At 63.6% G+C, this 18,686-nt stretch carries 20 protein-coding genes; 14 read left to right on the top strand and 6 right to left on the bottom strand.

The annotated features are described in order from the left end of the window. Positions 1 to 85: 85 nt before the first annotated feature. Positions 86 to 3,037: a phycobilisome rod-core linker polypeptide gene (locus tag DXY04_RS08095; protein WP_115161673.1), complete on the bottom strand. Its 2,952-nt coding sequence runs from the start codon at positions 3,035 to 3,037 to the stop codon at positions 86 to 88. 146 nt (positions 3,038 to 3,183) lie between these two features. Between DXY04_RS08095 and DXY04_RS08090 the strand changes: the two genes are divergently transcribed. The 14 genes from DXY04_RS08090 (at position 3,184) to DXY04_RS08025 (ending at position 12,848) form a co-directional block, all read left to right on the top strand. Next, positions 3,184 to 4,353 (top strand): bifunctional 2-polyprenyl-6-hydroxyphenol methylase/3-demethylubiquinol 3-O-methyltransferase UbiG, encoded by a 1,170-nt coding sequence (locus tag DXY04_RS08090; RefSeq protein WP_115161702.1) that lies wholly within the window; start codon positions 3,184 to 3,186, stop codon positions 4,351 to 4,353. Between the two features lie 46 nt (positions 4,354 to 4,399). Continuing rightward, positions 4,400 to 4,738, top strand: coding sequence for a hypothetical protein (locus tag DXY04_RS08085; protein ID WP_114989508.1), 339 nt, complete (start codon positions 4,400 to 4,402; stop codon positions 4,736 to 4,738). A 24-nt stretch (positions 4,739 to 4,762) separates the two neighbouring features. Continuing rightward, positions 4,763 to 5,488, top strand: coding sequence for a F0F1 ATP synthase subunit A (gene atpB / locus DXY04_RS08080; protein WP_006852023.1), 726 nt, complete (start codon positions 4,763 to 4,765; stop codon positions 5,486 to 5,488). Between the two features lie 170 nt (positions 5,489 to 5,658). Further along, entirely contained in the window at positions 5,659 to 5,907 is a 249-nt protein-coding gene (atpE, locus tag DXY04_RS08075; protein WP_006851467.1) for an ATP synthase F0 subunit C, read from the top strand. 69 nt (positions 5,908 to 5,976) lie between these two features. Continuing rightward, positions 5,977 to 6,441, top strand: coding sequence for a F0F1 ATP synthase subunit B' (locus tag DXY04_RS08070; RefSeq protein ID WP_006851720.1), 465 nt, complete (start codon positions 5,977 to 5,979; stop codon positions 6,439 to 6,441). After that, entirely contained in the window at positions 6,441 to 6,923 is a 483-nt protein-coding gene (locus DXY04_RS08065) for a F0F1 ATP synthase subunit B (RefSeq protein ID WP_115161672.1), read from the top strand. The genes DXY04_RS08070 and DXY04_RS08065 overlap by 1 nt, the downstream gene beginning before the upstream one ends. Next, positions 6,923 to 7,471, top strand: coding sequence for an ATP synthase F1 subunit delta (gene atpH, locus DXY04_RS08060; protein ID WP_011365132.1), 549 nt, complete (start codon positions 6,923 to 6,925; stop codon positions 7,469 to 7,471). Before DXY04_RS08065 ends, atpH begins: the two co-directional genes overlap by 1 nt. Before the next feature lie 57 nt (positions 7,472 to 7,528). Continuing rightward, positions 7,529 to 9,049 carry a F0F1 ATP synthase subunit alpha gene (gene atpA, locus DXY04_RS08055; RefSeq protein ID WP_011365131.1) on the top strand — a complete coding sequence of 507 codons (1,521 nt, stop codon included), beginning with the start codon at positions 7,529 to 7,531 and terminating at the stop codon, positions 9,047 to 9,049. Between the two features lie 13 nt (positions 9,050 to 9,062). Then, on the top strand, positions 9,063 to 10,013 hold the full coding sequence (locus DXY04_RS08050) for a F0F1 ATP synthase subunit gamma (protein ID WP_115161671.1): 951 nt from the start codon (positions 9,063 to 9,065) through the stop codon (positions 10,011 to 10,013). A gap of 103 nt (positions 10,014 to 10,116) precedes the next feature. Continuing rightward, a complete protein-coding gene (locus tag DXY04_RS08045; RefSeq protein ID WP_115161701.1) occupies positions 10,117 to 10,827 on the top strand; it encodes a putative 2OG-Fe(II) oxygenase in 711 nt (236 codons plus the stop codon). A gap of 32 nt (positions 10,828 to 10,859) precedes the next feature. Further along, on the top strand, positions 10,860 to 11,189 hold the full coding sequence (locus DXY04_RS08040) for a 2Fe-2S iron-sulfur cluster-binding protein (protein WP_115161670.1): 330 nt from the start codon (positions 10,860 to 10,862) through the stop codon (positions 11,187 to 11,189). A 41-nt stretch (positions 11,190 to 11,230) separates the two neighbouring features. Continuing rightward, positions 11,231 to 11,371 (top strand): hypothetical protein, encoded by a 141-nt coding sequence (locus tag DXY04_RS08035; RefSeq protein ID WP_244278625.1) that lies wholly within the window; start codon positions 11,231 to 11,233, stop codon positions 11,369 to 11,371. Further along, positions 11,368 to 12,420, top strand: coding sequence for a DUF3326 domain-containing protein (locus tag DXY04_RS08030; protein WP_115161668.1), 1,053 nt, complete (start codon positions 11,368 to 11,370; stop codon positions 12,418 to 12,420). The genes DXY04_RS08035 and DXY04_RS08030 overlap by 4 nt, the downstream gene beginning before the upstream one ends. After that, entirely contained in the window at positions 12,420 to 12,848 is a 429-nt protein-coding gene (locus DXY04_RS08025) for a YchJ family protein (protein WP_115161667.1), read from the top strand. Before DXY04_RS08030 ends, DXY04_RS08025 begins: the two co-directional genes overlap by 1 nt. Here DXY04_RS08025 and ald read toward each other — a convergent pair. The 5 genes from ald to DXY04_RS08000 form a co-directional block, all read right to left on the bottom strand. Beyond that, positions 12,845 to 13,984: an alanine dehydrogenase gene (ald, locus tag DXY04_RS08020; protein ID WP_114989499.1), complete on the bottom strand. Its 1,140-nt coding sequence runs from the start codon at positions 13,982 to 13,984 to the stop codon at positions 12,845 to 12,847. The genes DXY04_RS08025 and ald overlap by 4 nt on opposite strands. A gap of 73 nt (positions 13,985 to 14,057) precedes the next feature. Further along, a complete protein-coding gene (locus DXY04_RS08015; protein ID WP_115161666.1) occupies positions 14,058 to 15,743 on the bottom strand; it encodes an NAD+ synthase in 1,686 nt (561 codons plus the stop codon). After that, the gene (locus DXY04_RS08010; protein WP_115161665.1) at positions 15,743 to 16,324 is read right to left on the bottom strand and encodes a nicotinate-nucleotide adenylyltransferase; all 582 of its coding nucleotides are present in this window, start codon (positions 16,322 to 16,324) and stop codon (positions 15,743 to 15,745) included. Before DXY04_RS08010 ends, DXY04_RS08015 begins: the two co-directional genes overlap by 1 nt. Position 16,325: 1 nt before the next feature. Continuing rightward, positions 16,326 to 17,621 (bottom strand): GTP-binding protein, encoded by a 1,296-nt coding sequence (locus tag DXY04_RS08005; RefSeq protein WP_115161700.1) that lies wholly within the window; start codon positions 17,619 to 17,621, stop codon positions 16,326 to 16,328. Next, complete coding sequence (locus tag DXY04_RS08000) at positions 17,618 to 18,616, bottom strand: CNNM domain-containing protein (RefSeq protein ID WP_114989496.1); 999 nt, start codon at positions 18,614 to 18,616, stop codon at positions 17,618 to 17,620. The genes DXY04_RS08005 and DXY04_RS08000 overlap by 4 nt, the downstream gene beginning before the upstream one ends. Between the last annotated feature and the right edge of the window lie 70 nt (positions 18,617 to 18,686).

Below are 18,686 nucleotides of genomic sequence, written 5' to 3'. Positions count from 1 at the left end.
CGATGAAGCGGCACTTCACCGGGATCCAATGAGAACAACCGCTGGCAATTGGGGCGGTTGTTTGTCAGGGAAATGGCCGTTTGGCTCAGATCGCTTCGCCCGTGGGGGGATTCAGGCCGGCATTGCCGCGGTAGAGCGAGGCCGTGCGCTGGATGGTGGCCTGGCTGACCCCTGAGGCTGTCGACATGCCGTCGATGCGGGGCACGGTTGTGCTGATCCGTTCCGCCAACAGTTCGGTGACAGCTGCACCCTGACCGGCTTGCGCGCGGGTGATCAAGAAGCGACTGGTCTCTGCTGGGGTGGTGGCCCGTCCCAGCAGGGCTAGGCCTGCGGCGGATGCGGCCCGAAGCGGAGCCATGGAGGCGATGCGGTTCTGGAACGCTTCGCTCATGGCCACTTCAGCGATGAAATCAGGCAGGTCGATGTCCTGATTGCGCAGTCGTGATTCGGCGGAAACCAGGCGCTCGCTTTCCGTTGGGACACGGTTCAGCAGTTGCCGATACGTCGCATCGAGCACGGTGCGAAGTTCAGACTCGCTGCAGGGCTGTTTCAGCTCCAGCATGGCCGGGAGCCCTTCCCGCAGCTGGAATCCAGAGGCATCGGCGTTGGCCAGTGCCTGCCCCATGGTCGAGAGGGCCTGGGTCTTGCCGGTCGCCACGGAGCGGCTCTTGACGGTCCATGAGGGGCCATCAAGCTTGCTGGGCTCGGATCCGCTGGCCCGACGCATCGGGAAGCCGGTTTGTTTCGAGGCCAGGCTTTGCTGGCGCACCACAGAAAGCCAACGGGAGTCGGCACCGCTGGCTCCACTTGTGGGCGTCCAGGTTGCTTGGGACGCCGACTTGGTATCGACCAGGTTCCTCGGTGTGATCGTGCCACTGCTGCGGAAGCCTTCCGATGTCCGCGCTTCCGGGCGGCTGCTCTGGGTGAGATCAGCCACGGCAGCGAGGTTGAGCGGGCGGGCCCAGCCGGGCGCACGACGGGCGTTCACATCGCCTGGGGTGATGAATCGCTCGAAGGGGACCGTGTCGGATCCAAAAGCTTCGCTGTATTCACGGCTGTCAATCAGGGCGTCCACCACCCCGTAGAAGCCGTGGCGGGCAGCGGTGTCAAACAGGGCATCAATTTCCCAGCGTCCAAAGGTGGGACGTCCCAACAGACGGCGGTGCATCACTTCGATCGCCTTCACGATGTAAAGGCCACTCCAGTAGCGGCGACGGAAGGCATCAGAGCGGGCGACTGCGCGCACGAAATCTTTCAAGGAGATGTCACCGTTCTCGAGACGAGCTTCGGCTGAACCCATGCGCTCTCCTGCATAGCCACCGTTGCCCAGCACCTGTACGTACACCGCTTTGATCACGGCTTGGGTGCTGGCTTCAGTCGTACGAACGCTGGGGTTTCCGCCGCGACGGGGATTGACGGTTCCCCCGGTTGCGATCTGCTGAAGCCGAACCACCCGTGGTCCCACCTTGCGGGGGCGGCTGCCGCGGAAGCTGGCGCTGTCCAGCTGTCCGGGGCTGTTGAGACCGTTGCTCACCAGCAGTCGGCGGCTGTCGTAGCCGTATGGCGCCGGCCGTGTGGCCACCGAAGCGGTTCCGCTGGGGAAGATGGCGCCGTACTGGTTGGCCACTGGATCATTGCCGCCGCCGTAGACGTGCTGATCGGCAAAGGGTTGGCGGTAGGAGGCGTAGAGGGTGACGTATTGCGGCGCGCCATCGAAGGGGGCGCTGAATTTGAACAGCTTGCGATTGGAGCCCCAACCGGCGCTCTCCTGAGCTTCAGTGCCGAGATCCCGCAGGTAGGGAACGGTTTCCTCACCAAAGGCCTGGGCGTATTCCGAGGAATTCACCAGCACATCCACCAGACCGTTGAGGCCCTGGTCGCTGAGGATCGCGAACGACTTGCGGAATTCCTCGAGGGAGCTGATGCCCCGGCCGAGGAAGTGGCGGTAAGCCAGTTCCACCACACGGCTGTTGACGAAACCGTCGTGGAACTGCTGGCGATATTCCTTGCTTCGGCCGAGGGCGCGAACGAATTCACGCATTGAGATCTGTCCCTGGGCGACGGCACTGGCTTTGTCCGCGCAGGGGGTCTGGGAGTAGCCCTTGGCGATGTCGCGCTCAAACACCTGGCGGTAGGCGGCGCGGATGATTTCTGCTTTTTCTGCTCCGGACAGACCGGGACGCATCTCAAACAGCTGGCGTCCCTCTGAAGCAAGGGCATAGATCGCCGGCAGCTGCAGGCCCTGTTGCACTGCACTCCCCTGGCGCTGCTTCGTGCTGGGGGTGGGGATGGCCAGCTCCTGCAACAGCACGTTGAAGCAGTCGATGGTCATCTGACGGGCTTCAGGACGATCCCGCAGCAGTTCCGCTGAAGCAGCCCGCATCTCCTGAAGAGCCACGTTGGTGGCCGCCAGAGAGCAGTTCTCCAGAAGGATGTCCCGCAGGCCGCGGGTGTTCACCGCAAGGATGCTGGGGTCTCCGGCGACCAGGGCATAGCCCACGTAGCGCAGGAACCAACCCATGTCGCGCACCGACTTGCGCATGAAGGCCGGGCCGTACTTGGCCACGCTGATGGCGTTGAAACCAGTGGGGAGCACAACCCGCACGTCGGCATCGCCACCAGCTCCTTCCAGCAGGCGGGTGAGGAAGTTGCCCCGCTTGGTGCTGTTGCTGTCGCCGGTGAAGGTGCGCACCGACTGCTCAAACGCGGCTTGGTCAGCAGCCAGCGGAGTGCCTTCCTGAGTTGTTGAACGCCCGGTTTCGCCCGTTGTCAGGGGTGCTTCAAGGAAGGAGAGGGGCGTTCCTCCCACAAAAATTCTGTTGGCGGCGCGGGCCACGATGGCCTCGGCGTTGGCCGCAATGATCCGAGACGCTTCGATCCGGTCCTGACCGGTTCGGAAAAAGGTCACAAGACTGTCCAGTTCCCCGTTGTCTGGGAAACGGTCCTGCTGCTCTGCCTGACGGACGCTGGAGAGCGGCAGCGTGTCGAACAGTTGGGGAGACACGCGCGGGCTGCCGCTGCTGGCGGTCACTGTCATCGACGAAAGCAAGCCGGATCGCGCCACGTTACGGCTGCTGGGATGGCCCTCCGTGGCCCCATGAACAAATGTTTGCAGGCCTTGCGGTGCTGCAGCGGATCCACGGGTCTGACGTGAAAAGCTCGCAGGCGCGAAATCAGCGCTGCATGACCCACCCCAAGCCCAGTGATGCTGCGACTCCCGTGGTGAGTGCGTTTTATGACCGCTTCCCCTTCCCGGGGGATCCACTGCAAGACGGGCCGCCACCTGGATACAACTGGCGTTGGTGTTATCGCAGCGTTTTGGCCGCTGTGCACGGCTCGATCCCTGCAGGGATGGAGGCGCCGCGGATCCTCGATGCCGGTTGCGGAACCGGGGTGAGCACCGATTACCTCTGCCATCTCAATCCGGGTGCTGACGTGCTCGGGGTGGACATCAGTGACGGGGCTCTGGCGGTGGCGCGGGAACGCTGCCAGCGCTCCGGGGCGCCTGAGCAAGTGACCTCCCTGCGTCAGGAGCGGCGCAGTCTTCTTGATCTGGCCGACGAAGGGTCGTTTGAATACATCAATTCGGTGGGGGTGTTGCATCACCTGGATCAGCCGGAAGCGGGGCTGCGCTCCCTGGCGGATCGCCTGGCCCCGTCGGGTCTGCTGCATCTCTTTCTTTACGCCGATGCCGGTCGCTGGGAGATCCACCGCACCCAGAAAGCGCTAATTCTTCTGAATGCCGGCACAGGCTCGGAGGGCCTGCGTCTGGGGCGGGAGCTGTTCGAGACCCTGCCTGAGGGCAACCGCCTTGCCCGTCATCACCGGGAACGCTGGGCCGTGGACTGCGCACCTGACGCGAATTTCGCGGACATGTACCTGCACCCGCAGGAAACCAGCTACAACCTCGAGCGCCTTTTCGCGTTCATCGAAACGGCGGGTCTGCATTTCGCCGGCTTCTCCAATCCGGAGGTTTGGGATCCATCCCGCCTTCTGCGGGGAGAACTGCTGGAGCGAGCCCAGGCCTTGCCACCGCGTCAGCAGTGGGAGCTTGTGGAGCAGCTGGATCCCGACATCAGCCACTTCGAGTTCTTTCTCTCTGCGGCACCAGTGGAGCGAGCTTGCTGGAGTGATGAGGCCCTCGGCCTGGTCAGGGGTTTGGTTCAGCCCTGCCTCTGGGGAGAACCCGATCCGATTCTTGGTCGCAACATGGAGCCCATTCAGCTCACGGATGCCGACCGCTCCCTGCTGCGGACTGTCGCTGAGCAGCCGCAACAGAGGCTGGGGGCCCTTGCGTCTCCGGATCAGATCCGCGATCTTGTGGATCGCCAGCTGCTGCTGTTGCAGGAATAACAGCAGCGAACGCGTGATAGATTCCGCGCGCCATTTCAGGCAGCGCTTGGAAGATTTTTACCGTCTTCAACGTCGCCTGCTGTTGGCCACCGTTCTGGTGTCACTCGTCACGGTTCCGATCGTGGCTCTCACCATGAATCTCTCGGTGGCCGGCAGTGTTCTTGTGGGCTCCTGCGCCGGACTTCTGTACGTGCGCTTGTTGGCTCGCAGTGTGGCCCGGCTCAGTGACCAGTCCCGTGGACTGGGGCGTTTTCAGCTCATCGTTCCAACACTGCTTGTGGTTGGTTCGGCCAAGCTGCCTCAGCTCGATCTGCTGCCGGCCTTCCTGGGATTCCTTCTCTACAAGCCCGCCCTGATTCTTCAGCACGTCTTCGACGACCGCTGAGTCTGAGCACTTTTCTCTGCACCCATGGCTTTGTTGCCCTTACCACTCCCGTTCGCTGAACTGGAAGTGGGTCACCACCTTTACTGGCAGATCGGCGATCTGTATCTGCATGGTCAGGTGTTCCTGAGCTCCTGGATCCTGATCGGCATCCTCCTGGCTGTGGTGCTTGTCGGCACCCGCGGGATGAAGCGTGACCCGATCGGTCTGCAGAACCTGCTCGAATTCCTCTGGAATTTCATTCGCGATATCGCCCGCGACAACATCGGCGAGAAGTACTACCGCGACTGGCTGCCGTTCATCGGCACCCTGTTCTTGTTCATCTTCGTGAGCAACTGGGGCGGAGCCCTGATCCCCTGGAAGATCTTCGAACTCCCTGAGGGTGAGCTCGGCGCTCCTACCGCAGACATCAACACCACCGTGGCGATGGCTCTGCTGGTGTCCCTGGCGTACTTCTATGCCGGCCTGAGCCGAAAAGGGCTGCGCTTCTTCGAGCTGTACGTGGAGCCGACCCCGATCATGCTCCCGTTCAAGATCATCGAGGAATTCACCAAGCCTCTCTCCCTCTCCTTCCGTCTGTTCGGAAACATCCTTGCCGACGAATTGGCTGTGGGAGTTCTGGTGTACCTGGTTCCGTTGATCGTGCCCCTGCCTGTGATGCTTCTGGGTCTGTTTACCAGTGCCATTCAGGCTTTGATCTTCGCGACCCTGGCGTCCTTCTACATCGGTGAAGGCCTCCACGAGGCTCACTAAAAACCGGTCTCCTCTATCGCCCGAGAACGGCGATCTGCTAAACACATCCGCGCGCAGGTCCGGCATTGCACCCGGGCCCGTTCCTTCGGGAATGTCCCTGCGCGGGGGGAACCGATCCCCAAGTCCATTCCGTACAGCGCTTCCCAGCGCTTCCCCTTACACCACCCAACATGGATTCCATCACCTCCGCCGCTTCCGTTGTGGCTGCTGGCCTGGCAGTCGGCCTCGCCGCCATCGGCCCTGGTATCGGTCAGGGCACCGCGTCCGGCGGCGCTGTTGAGGGCATCGCCCGTCAGCCCGAAGCCGAAGGCAAGATCCGCGGCACCCTGCTGCTGTCCCTGGCGTTCATGGAATCGCTGACCATCTACGGCCTGGTGGTGGCTCTGGTGCTTCTGTTCGCCAACCCCTTCGCCGGCTGATCAGTGCAGGGGGATCGCTGATCCCCCTCCTGAACTTCTTGTTTCGATACCTTCCCAGCGCACCTTTCCATGACCTGGCTTCTGCTCGCTGAAGCAGGTGTTCCGGAGGGAGGTCTTTTTGACCTCGATGCCACCCTTCCGCTGATGGCGGTTCAGGTGGTTCTCCTCACCTTCCTGCTCAATGTCCTCTTCTTCCGTCCGGTCGGCAAGGTCGTGGAAGATCGTGAGGGCTACATCTCCACCAGTCGCGCCGATGCCAAGCAGAAGCTTGCTCAGGTTGAACGCCTGGAAGCTGATCTAGCTGAACAGCTGAAAGGTGCCCGCCAGGCCGCTCAGGCCGTGATCGTTGAGGCGGAACAAGAAGTTGATCGGCTTTACCGCGAAGCACTGGCTCAGGCGGAAGCTGAAGCCAACCGCACCAAAGAGGAAAGCCGTCGTGCCATCGAGGCCGAGCGTGAGTCCGCCCGAACCCAACTCAAGGGCCAGGTGGATCAGCTGAGCACCACGATCATCAACCGTTTGCTGGCCGCGTGATGACCCTCAATCTCAATCCGCTCGAAACCAATCTGGTCAACCTGGTCATTGTGATCGGGCTCCTGTTTTGGTTTCTGCGCGGTTTCCTGGGAGGAATCCTGGAACGCCGCCGCGCCGCCATTCTTCAGGAATTGCAGGACGCAGAGTCCCGCCTGAAGACCGCCACCGAAAACCTGAGCCAGGCTCAGTCCGAGTTGGCTGCTGCCCAGCAGAAAGCCGAGAAGATTCGTGCTGATGGTCAGGCCCGCGCCGCAGGCATTCGTGCCGAAGGCGAGAAGCGCACCATCTCCGTGATGGCTGCGATCAAGGCCGGTGCTGATGCCGATGCCGAGGCCGATGCTGCTCGGATCAAGGACAGCCTGCGACGTGAGGCTGCCCTGGCTGCAATCGACAAGGCCCTCGCCGAACTTCCTGCTCGTCTTGATGCCAGTGCTCAGGCCAAGTTGATCGATTCCACCATCAAAAATCTGGAGAACGCCTGATGCCTCTCCTCAACTCCCTGGCTACCCCCTACGCCGAAGCATTGCTTCAGGTCACTGAGGCCCGTGGCGAGTCTGAAACCGTTGCCGATCAATGCAAGCAACTGCTTGCGATCTGGAACGACTCCGAAGATTTCCGCGACGCCATGGTGTCCCCGGTGCTTGAGCCGGACGCCAAGAAGCAAGCTCTCAAGGCGCTTGTGGGTGAGGATGTCACTCCTTCAGTTTTCAATTTGCTGAAGGTGCTGGCTGACCGTCAACGCCTCATTGCTTTCGATGCGGTGATGCTTCGCTACCTCGAGCTTTATCGGGAACAGCAGGGCATCACGCTGGCCCAGGTCCGTTCTGCTCAAAGCCTCACTGAGGATCAACAGGCGGCACTGTCCAAAAAGGTGCAGGCCATGGCCGGCACCAACAAGGTCGACATCGACCTCAGTGTGGATCCGTCCCTAATCGGCGGTTTCGTCGTGAGTCTCGGATCTCAGGTGATCGACGCCAGCCTGTCTGGCCAGGTTCGTCGCCTCGGTCTGGCACTCGCCAAGGCGAGCTGACCTAACTCTTTCCTCCACCGCTCCTTCCTCCCCAACTCCCAGCAGGGATCACACGCCATGGTTTCCATCCGTCCCGACGAGATCAGCGCCATCCTCAAGAAGCAGATTGAGGACTACGACAAGTCGGTTTCCGTCAGCAATGTCGGCACCGTTCTGACCGTGGGCGACGGCATCGCCCGCGTTTACGGCCTGCAGCAAGCCATGGCCGGCGAACTCATTGAATTTGAGGACGGCACTGAAGGCATCGCCCTGAACCTCGAAGACGACAACGTCGGCGCGGTGCTGATGGGTGAGGGCTACGGCATTCAGGAAGGCAGCACGGTGAAGGCCACCGGCAAGATCGCCGCTGTGCCCGTGGGTGAAGCCATGCTGGGCCGGGTGGTGAACTCCCTGGGCCGCGCCATCGACGGCAAGGGCGAAATCGCCACCAGCGAGACGCGCCTGATCGAATCCATGGCGCCCGGCATCATTCAGCGCAAGTCGGTGCATGAGCCGATGCAGACCGGCATCACCGCCATCGACGCGATGATCCCCGTCGGCCGTGGCCAGCGCGAGCTGATCATTGGTGACCGCCAGACCGGCAAGACCGCCATCGCGATCGACACGATCCTGAACCAGGCGGATCAGGACATGATCTGCGTCTACGTCGCCGTGGGTCAGAAGGCTGCTTCCGTGGCCAACGTCGTTGAAGTGCTGCGTGAGCGCGGCGCCCTCGACTACACCGTGATTGTGGCGGCCAACGCGTCCGAGCCCGCTGCGTTGCAGTACCTGGCCCCCTACACCGGTGCCACCATCGCCGAGTACTTCATGTACAAGGGCAAGGCCACCCTGGTGATCTACGACGATCTCTCCAAGCAGGCTGCTGCTTACCGCCAGATGTCGCTCCTGCTGCGTCGTCCGCCTGGTCGTGAGGCCTACCCCGGCGACGTCTTCTACTGCCACAGCCGTCTGCTCGAGCGTGCAGCCAAGTTGTCTGACGCCATGGGCAAGGGTTCCATGACTGCACTGCCGATCATCGAGACCCAGGCCGGTGACGTTTCGGCCTATATCCCCACCAACGTGATTTCGATCACGGACGGTCAGATCTTCCTCAGCTCCGACCTGTTCAACTCCGGTCTGCGTCCTGCGATCAACGTGGGTATTTCCGTGAGCCGGGTGGGTGGTGCTGCCCAGACCAAGGCCATCAAGAAGATTGCCGGCACCCTCAAGCTGGAGCTGGCCCAGTTCGACGAACTGGCCGCCTTCTCCCAGTTCGCTTCTGACCTGGACGCCTCCACCCAGCAGCAGCTGGAGCGTGGCAAGCGCCTGCGTGAGCTGCTCAAGCAGCCTCAGTTCAGCCCCCTGATCCTGGCTGAGCAGGTCGCCATCGTTTACGCCGGTGTGAAGGGCCTGATCGACGACGTCCCCGTCGACAAGGTTGTTGATTTCTCCCGCGAACTGCGCGAGTACCTCAAGTCCAACAAGGCTGAGTTCATCACCGAAATCCAGGAGAAGAAAGTGATGAGCCCTGAGGCTGAGGCGATCCTCAAGGACGCCATCACCGAAGTCGTGTCCACCATGGTCGCCTCCGCGGCCTGAAGGAGCTGCCGACATGGCGAATCTCAAGGAAATCCGAGACCGAATTAAGTCGGTCAAAAACACCCGCAAGATCACCGAGGCCATGCGCCTGGTGGCTGCGGCCAAGGTGCGCCGCGCCCAGGAGCAAGTGCTCCGCAGTCGTCCCTTTGCGGATCGGCTGGCCCGGATCCTGGAAAACCTCCAGTCCCGCATGGGTTTCGAAGATGCGGCATCTCCCCTGATGCAGCAGCGCAATGTGGAGACCATCACCCTGGTGGCGGTCACCGGCGACCGCGGCCTGTGCGGTGGCTACAACGCCAACATCATCAAGCGCACGGAACAGCGTTTTGCTGAGCTGAAGGGCAAAGGCTTCGACGTGAAGCTGCTGCTGATCGGTACCAAAGCCATCGGCTACTTCACCCGTCGCGATTACCCGATCCAGGCCACCTTCTCCGGTCTGGAACAGGTGCCCACCGCCGATGAGGCCAACACGATCTCCACGGATCTACTGGCTGAGTTCCTGGCTGAAAGCACCGATCGCGTCGAGCTGATCTTCACCAAGTTCATCAACCTGGTGAGCTGCAAGCCCGTGGTTCAGACCCTCCTGCCCTTGGATCCTCAGGACATTGCTGATCCCGAGGATGAGATCTTCCGTCTCACCACCAAGGACGGCCTTCTGACGGTGGAGCCTGGTGCAGGTCCTGCCAACACTGAGCCGAAGATTCCTTCGGACATCGTGTTTGAGCAGACCCCTGAACAGTTGCTGAATGCCCTGCTTCCGCTGTATCTGCAGAACCAGATGCTGCGTTCCCTGCAGGAATCTGCAGCCTCCGAGCTGGCCAGCCGGATGACGGCCATGAACAACGCCAGCGACAACGCCAAGGAGTTGGCCAAGACCCTCACCCTTGACTACAACAAGGCCCGTCAGGCTGCGATTACCCAGGAGATCCTGGAAGTTGCAGGTGGTGCTGCCGCTGTTGGCTAACCATTTCGGCTGATCTTTTCGGTCGATCGATTCATAGACAGCCGGTCCTTCGGGGCCGGCTTTTTTGTGCTGTGTTTACGGTGAAGCGGAGCGGTTTGAGGGCGTGGGCGTGCTTCAGCTTCATCAGCTCTTCCCCACCGTCGTGGCAACGACGCAACTTCCTCTCGACCCTTTGCAGCAGGCGTCCTGCATGCAGGCTCTGTTGGAGCTTCGCGGCCAGGCCGAGGGCAACCCCAATGAAGGCTGCGCCTGGACGGGGGACCTGCATGGGGTGTGGCAGCTGCATCAACAGCAGCCCTTTCAGGCCTTGGCTCAGCTGGTGGTTGAGCAGGCCTGGTGCTATCTCGATTCGCTTGGGTTTGAGCGAAGCCAAGTGGCCCTGCATCTGCAGCGTTGCTGGCCGGTGATCAGTGATTGGGATCAAGCGGTTGGCCGCCACCATCACCCCAATGCCCATCTCAGCGCTGTTCTCTACCTCACGGGTAACGGCTCGGGAGAAGAAGGCGTGTTGCGGCTGCATGCGTCCGATCAACCCAATGAGTTGGTGGCGGGTTTGGCCGTGGGTTATGGCGGCCCGATCGCTGAAGGCCACCCGTTCAATCAGGCCCACTGGGATCTGGCCCCACTCCCTGGTTTGCTGGTGCTGTTTCCGTCGAGCCTGCACCACAGCGTTCTGCCCAACGACGCCCCAGACGAGCTGCGCTGTTCCATCAGTTTTGATTTCGTGCTGACAGCACCTGTGCAGGGTGGTTCGCCGGAATATCTGGCGCCCCACCCTCGCCATTGGGACTCGCTGGACGAGCCCATTGCCTGAGAGAATGCGGCGTCTTTCTTGTTGAGCCCGGCATGTCCGACGTGGCCACCTACACCGTCCGCGCCGAGTTCGAAGGCGAAACCCACAGCTTTCCCTGCCGCGCTGACCAGACGGTGCTGAATGCTGCTGAGGCCGCTGGCATCACCCTCCCCAGCTCCTGCTGCTCCGGGGTATGCACCACTTGTGCTGCGGTGATCAGCGAGGGCAGTGTTGAGCAGCCCGATGCCATGGGTGTGAAGGGTGAGCTTCAGCAGCGGGGCTACAGCCTGCTGTGCGTGGCTTTCCCGCGGGCCGATCTCACCCTCAAGGCGGGGCAAGAGGATGCGCTCTATGAAGCCCAATTCGGTCAATACCAGAAGTGAGGCTCACCAGCCTGCAACGCCAGTTTCCTTGGCCTGCTGATGTGCCGTTGGTTGAGCTGCGCAGCTGGATCCGTCAGCAGTTGGCTCAGGAGGGTGATCTGCTGCGTTGGGCCCTTACAGCAGTGCACTCCAGCGCCGATGGTGGCCGAATGATCCAGGTGGAGGCGGTGATCAGCGCATGAGCTCGGCCCCGATGCCAACGCTGATGCTGGTGCCCACGGGCATCGGTTGCGACATCGGTGGCTTTGCAGGTGACGCTTTGCCGTCAGCCCGCTTGCTTGCTGCAGCGAGCGGCTGCCTGATCACCCATCCCAATGTGATGAACGGGGCTTCCCTGTATTGGAGCGATTCCCGCGTGCTCTATGTGGAGGGTTATGGCCTCGATCGGTTTGCCGTGGGTGACTGGGCCCTGCGGCCGGTGCGAAGGCAACGGATCGGCTTGCTGCTGGATGCCGGCATCGAGCCCGAGCTGGCCCAGCGCCAGATTCAGGTGGCTGAGGGCTGCCGAGCCAGCCTGGGTTTGGAGATTGGTCCGGTGGTTTCCACGGATGCGCCGCTTGAGGTGACGCTTGAGTGTGGTGCCAGTGGCGCCAGCTGGGGGCGATTGGGGCGTCCTGATGCCTTGTTGCGAGCCGGTGAACGCTTGAAGCAGGCCGGGGCGACGGCGATTGCAGTGGTGGCCCGCTTCCCGGAGGATCCGGAGAGTGACGCGTTGGCGGCGTATCGACAGGGCAGTGGCGTGGATGCTCTGGCCGGTGCTGAAGCGGTGATCAGCCACCTGCTGGTGCAGCACTTGCAGATCCCCTGTGCCCACGCTCCGGCCTTGGACCCCTTGCCCCTGGATCCGCAGCTGGATCCAAGGGCGGCGGGTGAGGAGCTCGGCTACACCTTCCTGGCCTGCGTGCTGGTGGGGCTGAGCCGGGCTCCGGATCTGGTGAGCGCCCCCCGGCAGCCTGGCGATCTTGATGCGACGCAATTGGGGGCGGTTGTGGTGCCCGCAGGCGCCCTGGGGGGTGAAGCGGTGCTGGCTTGTCTGGAACGGAATGTTCCGCTGATCACAGTGGAGAACCCCGCGGTGCTGTCGGTCACGGCTGATGCCCTTGGCTTGAGCCAGGGCGTTCTTCAGGCCAGCAGTTACAGCGAGGCAGCAGGGTTGGTGCTGGCGCTGCGGGAGGGATTGAGTCCGGCATCCCTGGGCCGGCCACTACCAGCGCTGCAACGGTTGGATTGATGCCTGGCGGTTTTGGTGGAGCCTTCGATCAGAGCCCTTGCCCCTGTGGGGGTGGTGTTTATTGCAGCTGCTGCGGGCCCCTGCATCGCGGTGATCAGCGTGCCGAAACGGCTGAACAGCTGATGCGCTCCAGATATTCAGCGTTTGCGCGTGGCGAGATCGACTATCTGCTGGCCACCCATCCCGAGCCGGATGTTCCAGCACAGCAGCGGCGTCGTTCCCTGGAGCGGAGTTGCCGGCAGACCCGTTGGCTCGGCTTGACGGTGCTGGCTGTCAGCGCCGGCGGCCCGCGGGATCTGGAGGGAACGGTGCAGTTTGAAGCCCGTTACCACGGTGGGGTGCTGAAGGAAACCTCCCTGTTTCAGCGGCGCGACGGCGCGGAGGATGGTCCTTGGCTCTATGTGGGTGCACTCCACTTGGAGGGCTAACGCAGGCAGGCCATCGGATGCCGCGGCGGAACCCCAAGTGCTTTGGCCACGCCGGGATGGCAGACCGATCCCTGCACCGTGTTCAGGCCGGAGATGAGTTCCGGTCGTTCCGTCACCGCTTCCTCCAGGCCCCGCCCGGCGATGCCCAGGATGTACGGGAGGGTCACGCTCACCAGGGCTTCGGTGGAGGTGAACGGCACCGCACCAGGCATGTTGCCCACGGCGTAGTGCTGCACGCCGTGGATGGTCACGGTGGGATCGCGGTGGGTTGTCTCCTGGCTGGTGGCGATGCAGCCGCCTTGGTCGATGGCCACATCCACGATCACCGAACCGGGCCGCATCTGCTTCACCATCTGCTCGTCCACCAGGGTGGGGGCGCGCCCACCGGGGGTGAGGACGGCTCCGATCACCAGATCCGCCGTTGGCACCAACCGTTCCAGAAGCCCACGGCTGCTCACCACACTCATCAAGCGACCGCGCCGGTCGGCCTCCAGGCTGCGCAACCGCTGGGGTGAGCGGTCGAGCAGCAACACCTCGGCATCCATGGCGGCGGCCGTTCGTGCGGCATTCCATCCCACGGTGCCGGCGCCAAGCACCACCACCCGGGCCGGTTGCACGCCGGTGCAGCCCCCCATCAGCACGCCTCGGCCGCCGTGGGGTTTCTCCAGCAGGTGAGCTCCAACCTGGGCCGCCAAGCGCCCCGCGATTTCGCTCATCGGTGCCAGCAACGGCAGGCTGCCGTTCTCCAGCTGCACGGTTTCGTAGGCGATGGCAGCGGTGCCTGCCTCCAGCAGAGCCTCGCCAACGCTGGGATAGGCGGCCAGGTGCAGGTAGGTGAACAGCACCATGTCCTTCCGCAGATAGACAAATTCCTCCGCCTGCGGTTCCTTCACCTTCACCACCAAATGGGCGCCCCAGGCCTCGTCGCGGCTCACCATTTGGGCACCGGCGGCGGCGAAGGCGTCGTCACCGATTCCCGCTCCAGCCCCGGCTCCGGTTTCGATGCGCACCTCCAAGCCTTGGCTCACCAGTTCCCGCACCGCATCGGGAGTCAGCGCCACGCGCTGCTCATCGAGCTTGATCTCCTTCGGCACACCGATGCTGGCCATCGGGGCCGAGAGAACGGAGGCGGCCATGGCGGCTTCAAGGAGATCCCTTCAATCTGGCTCCGCTGCGCGCAACCCGCCACATCTCAAGGGTGGGATGGCTTTAGGCCGCTGCAATGGGCAACCGCCAGCCGCTGCCGAAGGCCTGGGGGCTCACCTTGAGCAACGGTGCCGCCTGGCGTCGCTTGAACTCGGCCCGTTTCAGCAGCCGTTCCACCCGCTCCACCAGGGCGGGATCATGGCCGGCCGCCACCAGGGTTGGTCCAGACTGGCGCTCCTGGATCAGGGCTTTGAGCAGGGCGTCCAGAGCGTCGTAGTCGGGCAGGGAGTCGCTGTCTTTTTGGTTGGGCCTGAGCTCGGCGCTTGGGGGTTTGCGTCGAATCGCCTCCCCCACCAGTTCCCCGTGGGTCGGGAGTCCCAGCGCCTGGCGGCAGCCCCGGGCTGCGTCGCTGTCGAGCCAGTCGCACAGGGCAAACACGCTGGTTTTGTAGAGATCGCCAATCACCGCAAGCCCGCCGTTCATGTCGCCGTAGAGGGTGCAGTACCCCACGGCCAGCTCGGATTTGTTGCCGGTGGTGAGCAGCAGTTGGCCCTGCTGGTTGGCCACGGCCATCAGCAGGGTGCCGCGAATGCGTGATTGCAGATTTTCCGCCGTCACACCCTGGGGCGTTGCTCCGAGCGGTGCAGTGAGGGCCTGGTCGTAGCCCTCCATCAGGCCGGCGATCGGCACTGTGTTGGTCTGCAGTCCCAACCGTTCGGCCAAGGCCAAGGCGTCGTCGATGGATCCTGAAGAGCTCCAGGGGGAGGGCATCAACAGCGCTGAGACCGCCTCGTTCCCAAGGGCTGCGCTGGCGATCACGGCCACCAGCGCTGAGTCGATGCCGCCGCTCAACCCCAGCAATGCCTTGTTGAACCCGCATTTCCGGGCGTAATCACGCACCCCAAGCACCAGGGCGCGGAACAGCCGCTCCAGGGGATCCATGGGTTGAATCTGGCCGTGGGACTGCACAGGGGTGGGATGGCCGCTGTCCCAGACCGCCAGGTGCTCCTCACAGACGGGGAGCTCCAGCTGCACGGCGCCATCGGCTCCCACCACAAAACTGGCCCCGTCGAACACCAGCTCGTCGTTGCCCCCCACTTGATTGAGGTAGATCAGTGGGCAATTGAGGCGTTGCGCCGCCGCCGCCGCCAGCTGTTGGCGCAAGGCTGGCTTGGAGGCATCGAAGGGGGAAGCCGCCAGATTGATCACCAGATCCGGCTGTTCGGGGATCAGTTGATCGATGGGATCCGGTCCGTCCAGGCGCTCGCGCTGCAGGCCGTCATCCACCCAGAGGTCTTCGCAGATGGTGAGGCCCAGTCGCTTCCCGTTGGGCAGGCTGAGCAGGCAGGGGCCATCACCGGGGCGGAAGTAGCGCCGCTCATCAAAGACGTCGTAACTGGGCAGCAGCTGTTTCTGGGCAATCGGCCGCCAGCCCAGACGATTCACCAGCACCACACCGTTGTGCAGCCGTGGACTGCGGGCATCTGATGCGGGCAGCGCAGCTCCCACCAAGAGAGTGACGCTGCTGTGCAGTTGGTTCACCAGCCACTGCAGCACCGTGTTCTGTTGCTGGATGCGGCTGGGCTCGAGCAACTGGTCCCGGGGGGGGTACCCCCAGAGGGAGAGTTCAGGGGTGAGCACCAGCTCAACAGCCTGCTCTTCTGCCCTGCGCACGGCCTCCAGAATCCGCTTCGCGTTGCCCTCGAAGTCGCCGACTACGGGGTTGAGTTGCGCAAGGGCGATGCGCATCAGCAGAGGCTCCCCGAAAGGCCATAAAGATTGTGCTGGAGCAACAGCGGCCACACCGCTTCAGGGATCTGAGCTTGATTCGGTTGCTGGCGCAGTTGCGAACTGGCGGTGGCGGGAACCTCCAGATCCAGCAGCTCCACCTGTCCGCCTAGATCGCGCAGGGCCTGCAGCGTCGCCTCCTCGAGGGGCCAACCCTTGCGGGGGGCGATGGCCAGGCGGCACTGCGGCAGCCAGCAATCGCTCTGTTTCCAGCGGGGAATCTGGCCAGCGAGATCGCTGCCCACCACAAACACAAGGTTGCGATCAGGCCAATACTGGGCGGCCCGTTGCAAGGTGATCAAGGTGTAAGGGCTGCTCAGATGCTGGGCCAGCTCGAGACGTTCATCCTGCAGTTGCTGCACCAGCTGGCCGAGCAGCATCGCTCGCAACTCCAGGGGGGCATCGTGCTGTTTCAGGGGATTGTCGCTGGCCCATGTCGCCACCTGGCCGTAGCGGTTCAACAGCCCCTCAAGCAGCACCTGATGGCCGCGGGTGGGTGGATCGGCGCTGGTGCCCAGCAAAGCGATGGCAGCAGCGGTCATCTCAGGGCAGCAGTGGTTGCAGATCCTGCTCCAGGGCTTTGGGCCAGCGCAACAGCCAGTGGTGCACCACGGGATCACGTTCGGCCAGGCGGCGCAACAGCGCACCGGGTTGTCCACCGCGCCGTCGCAGCAACTGCTGCGCCACCAGACGCCCCGTTCGGCGGCTGGCATGCACCGCCAGGGCGGCCTGGGCCAGGGCCACCGGCGCTGCAGGGGCCATGCTGGCGCCGCCGCTCACCGGCACCAGCAGCAGCAGGGCCTGCTTGAGGGCCGCCAGCCCCAGCTGTACCCCGCCCAACAAGGCGTTGTGGCTGGAGAGTCTGGTGAGCAGCAGCCGTGCCGCCGCTGGCGTCATCGGCAGGTTGTAGAGACGGCTGAGCTGCAGCACCAGGGCGGTGTCGCAGGCCATGCCTCCGGCCATGTCCAATGCCATTACAGGGTTGACGGCCACGCCGGTGGCCTTGGCGGCTGCATAACGACCGATCAGGCTCTGGGCCGTGCGGCGGTGCTGTTGCAGCCGCAGTGCTTGGCAGGCCCTCTGGAAGCGGTCGGCCTGGCGCAGCGACTGAATCGCCAACAGCAGGGTGCCTTCGTTCTCCAGCTGCCAGCAGAGCTGCTTCTGCAGATCCTGCACCTGCGGCGTCGTGATCGTGCTGCGCACCCGCCCATCGGCCTGGATCTGGGGGCTGCGGGGCGCTGCCGCTGCCGCGGTGATCGGCAGATCCACCGGCAGCCGGTCGCGGATGCTGCGCAGCAGTTCGGCACGTTCCTGCTCTGGCCAGCGGTCGCTCCGGTTCAGCACCAGCTGCAGGGGCTTGCCGCTCTCCAGCAGGGTTTGTAAGGCCTCCAGGTCGGCCCGGGTCAGGTCGCTGTCCACCACCAGCAGCACCAGATCAGCCCCCATGGCCACGCGGGAGGCCAAGCGAGCCCGCCCGGCGGCATCGATTTCATCAATGCCGGGGGTGTCCACCAGTTCCACCCTGGTCAGCCCTGCAATCTCCACGGGCCAGTCCACCGCCTGCTGATGGCGGGTGCTGCCGTGGGCGACATCCGTTGCCAGCAGGGGCCGGCGGATCAAGGCATTGATCAGGCTGGATTTGCCGACCCCCACCCGACCAAACAGAGCAATGCGCAGGCTTCGTTGCTGCAGCCGTTGCAGCTGACGATCCAGCAGCCGCAATTCACCCCCCAGCAGTCCCTGGTCCCGTGGGCTCAGCTGAAGCTGACTGCGCCAGTGCTCCAGCAGCAGCTGGCAGCGCTCAACGGTATGGGGCGGGGTGGGTTGCATCCCGCTCATGCTGCTGGCTTGCGCCACCAGCCGGCCAGCACGGCTAGCACCGATTCGGCACCGATCACGCCGACAAAGCCACCGAATTCATCCACCACCACGCGCACACCACCGCTGTCGCGCCGGAAGCCCGTCAGCAGCCGATCAGCCCGGATCATCTCGGGCACGTATTCCACCGGTTCGCAGAGGTCAACGGGTGTGAGCAGGCCGCGGTTCTCCAACAGGGCGGTGAGCACCCGCTCGCGGCTGGCCACGCCAAGCACCTTGTCCACTTGATCGCCCAGCACCACCCACCAGGGGTCGTTTGTGCTCATCAGCTTGGCCCGCTGGGCTTCGATGCTGAGGCTCCCGTCCAGGGTGGGGGCCGCTACCCGCGGCGTCATCAGGTCGCGGGCGGTGAGGTCGTTGAGCTGAAACACCTTGCCGATCATCGCGGCTTCATCGGCTTCGATCTCTCCCTTCTGGGAGCCCAGGCGAGCCAGCAGACGGATCTCCTCTTCATTGGTGCTGAGTTCCGCTTCGGCGGTGATGGCCGGCAGCATCCGTTCCAGCAGCAGCACCAGCGGCCTGAGCACTAGGCCGAGCCAATGCAACAGGGGTGCGCTGGCCAGGGCCACCGGCAGGGCCAGACGGCTTCCGAGGGCTTTGGGCAGGATTTCACCCAGCAGGATCACCAGGACAGTCAGACCCACCGAGAACACCGGCAGTGCCACACCGCTGATGTTGCGCTGCTCGAACACCCAGGCCGCATAACCGCCCAGCATCAGGCTGCCGAAAATGTTGAAGCCGTTGTTGGCGATCACTAGAGCCGACAGGGTGCGCCCCAGCCGTTGACGCAACTGCGCCAGCCGCCGGGCCCCGGCCACGGGACGTTCCCGGGCCGCCAGCTCGTGCACCCGGATTGGACTCACGGTCAACAGCGCGGCTTCCACTCCGGAACAGAGGGCCGAACCCAGCAGCACCACCAAAACCAGCAGCAACAGCACCAGGAGATCGGAGCTCATTGCCGTCTGAAACTCCTTGCATCGTAGAGGCCCTGGCCAGTTCGGCCTTGCCAACTGCCATCCTGTTCCC

Origin of the sequence: Synechococcus sp. UW86, assembly GCF_900474085.1 — a bacterium.
Classification (GTDB): Bacteria; Cyanobacteriota; Cyanobacteriia; order PCC-6307; family Cyanobiaceae; genus Parasynechococcus.
The sequence above is the reverse complement of the archived record's forward strand: the minus strand, read 5'-3'. Positions and strand labels throughout refer to the sequence as shown.

Excerpts from the sequence above, each read along its gene's own strand:
- DXY04_RS08095 (WP_115161673.1), bottom strand. The coding sequence starts at position 3,037 with ATGACAGTGACCGCCAGCAGCGGCAGCCCGCGCGTGTCTCCCCAACTG.
- DXY04_RS08090 (WP_115161702.1), top strand. The coding sequence starts at position 3,184 with ATGACCCACCCCAAGCCCAGTGATGCTGCGACTCCCGTGGTGAGTGCG.
- atpB (WP_006852023.1), top strand. The coding sequence starts at position 4,763 with ATGGCTTTGTTGCCCTTACCACTCCCGTTCGCTGAACTGGAAGTGGGT.
- atpE (WP_006851467.1), top strand. The coding sequence starts at position 5,659 with ATGGATTCCATCACCTCCGCCGCTTCCGTTGTGGCTGCTGGCCTGGCA.
- DXY04_RS08070 (WP_006851720.1), top strand. The coding sequence starts at position 5,977 with ATGACCTGGCTTCTGCTCGCTGAAGCAGGTGTTCCGGAGGGAGGTCTT.
- DXY04_RS08065 (WP_115161672.1), top strand. The coding sequence starts at position 6,441 with ATGACCCTCAATCTCAATCCGCTCGAAACCAATCTGGTCAACCTGGTC.
- atpH (WP_011365132.1), top strand. The coding sequence starts at position 6,923 with ATGCCTCTCCTCAACTCCCTGGCTACCCCCTACGCCGAAGCATTGCTT.
- atpA (WP_011365131.1), top strand. The coding sequence starts at position 7,529 with ATGGTTTCCATCCGTCCCGACGAGATCAGCGCCATCCTCAAGAAGCAG.
- DXY04_RS08050 (WP_115161671.1), top strand. The coding sequence starts at position 9,063 with ATGGCGAATCTCAAGGAAATCCGAGACCGAATTAAGTCGGTCAAAAAC.
- DXY04_RS08040 (WP_115161670.1), top strand. The coding sequence starts at position 10,860 with ATGTCCGACGTGGCCACCTACACCGTCCGCGCCGAGTTCGAAGGCGAA.
- DXY04_RS08030 (WP_115161668.1), top strand. The coding sequence starts at position 11,368 with ATGAGCTCGGCCCCGATGCCAACGCTGATGCTGGTGCCCACGGGCATC.
- DXY04_RS08025 (WP_115161667.1), top strand. The coding sequence starts at position 12,420 with ATGCCTGGCGGTTTTGGTGGAGCCTTCGATCAGAGCCCTTGCCCCTGT.
- ald (WP_114989499.1), bottom strand. The coding sequence starts at position 13,984 with ATGGCCGCCTCCGTTCTCTCGGCCCCGATGGCCAGCATCGGTGTGCCG.
- DXY04_RS08015 (WP_115161666.1), bottom strand. The coding sequence starts at position 15,743 with ATGCGCATCGCCCTTGCGCAACTCAACCCCGTAGTCGGCGACTTCGAG.
- DXY04_RS08010 (WP_115161665.1), bottom strand. The coding sequence starts at position 16,324 with ATGACCGCTGCTGCCATCGCTTTGCTGGGCACCAGCGCCGATCCACCC.
- DXY04_RS08005 (WP_115161700.1), bottom strand. The coding sequence starts at position 17,621 with ATGAGCGGGATGCAACCCACCCCGCCCCATACCGTTGAGCGCTGCCAG.
- DXY04_RS08000 (WP_114989496.1), bottom strand. The coding sequence starts at position 18,616 with ATGAGCTCCGATCTCCTGGTGCTGTTGCTGCTGGTTTTGGTGGTGCTG.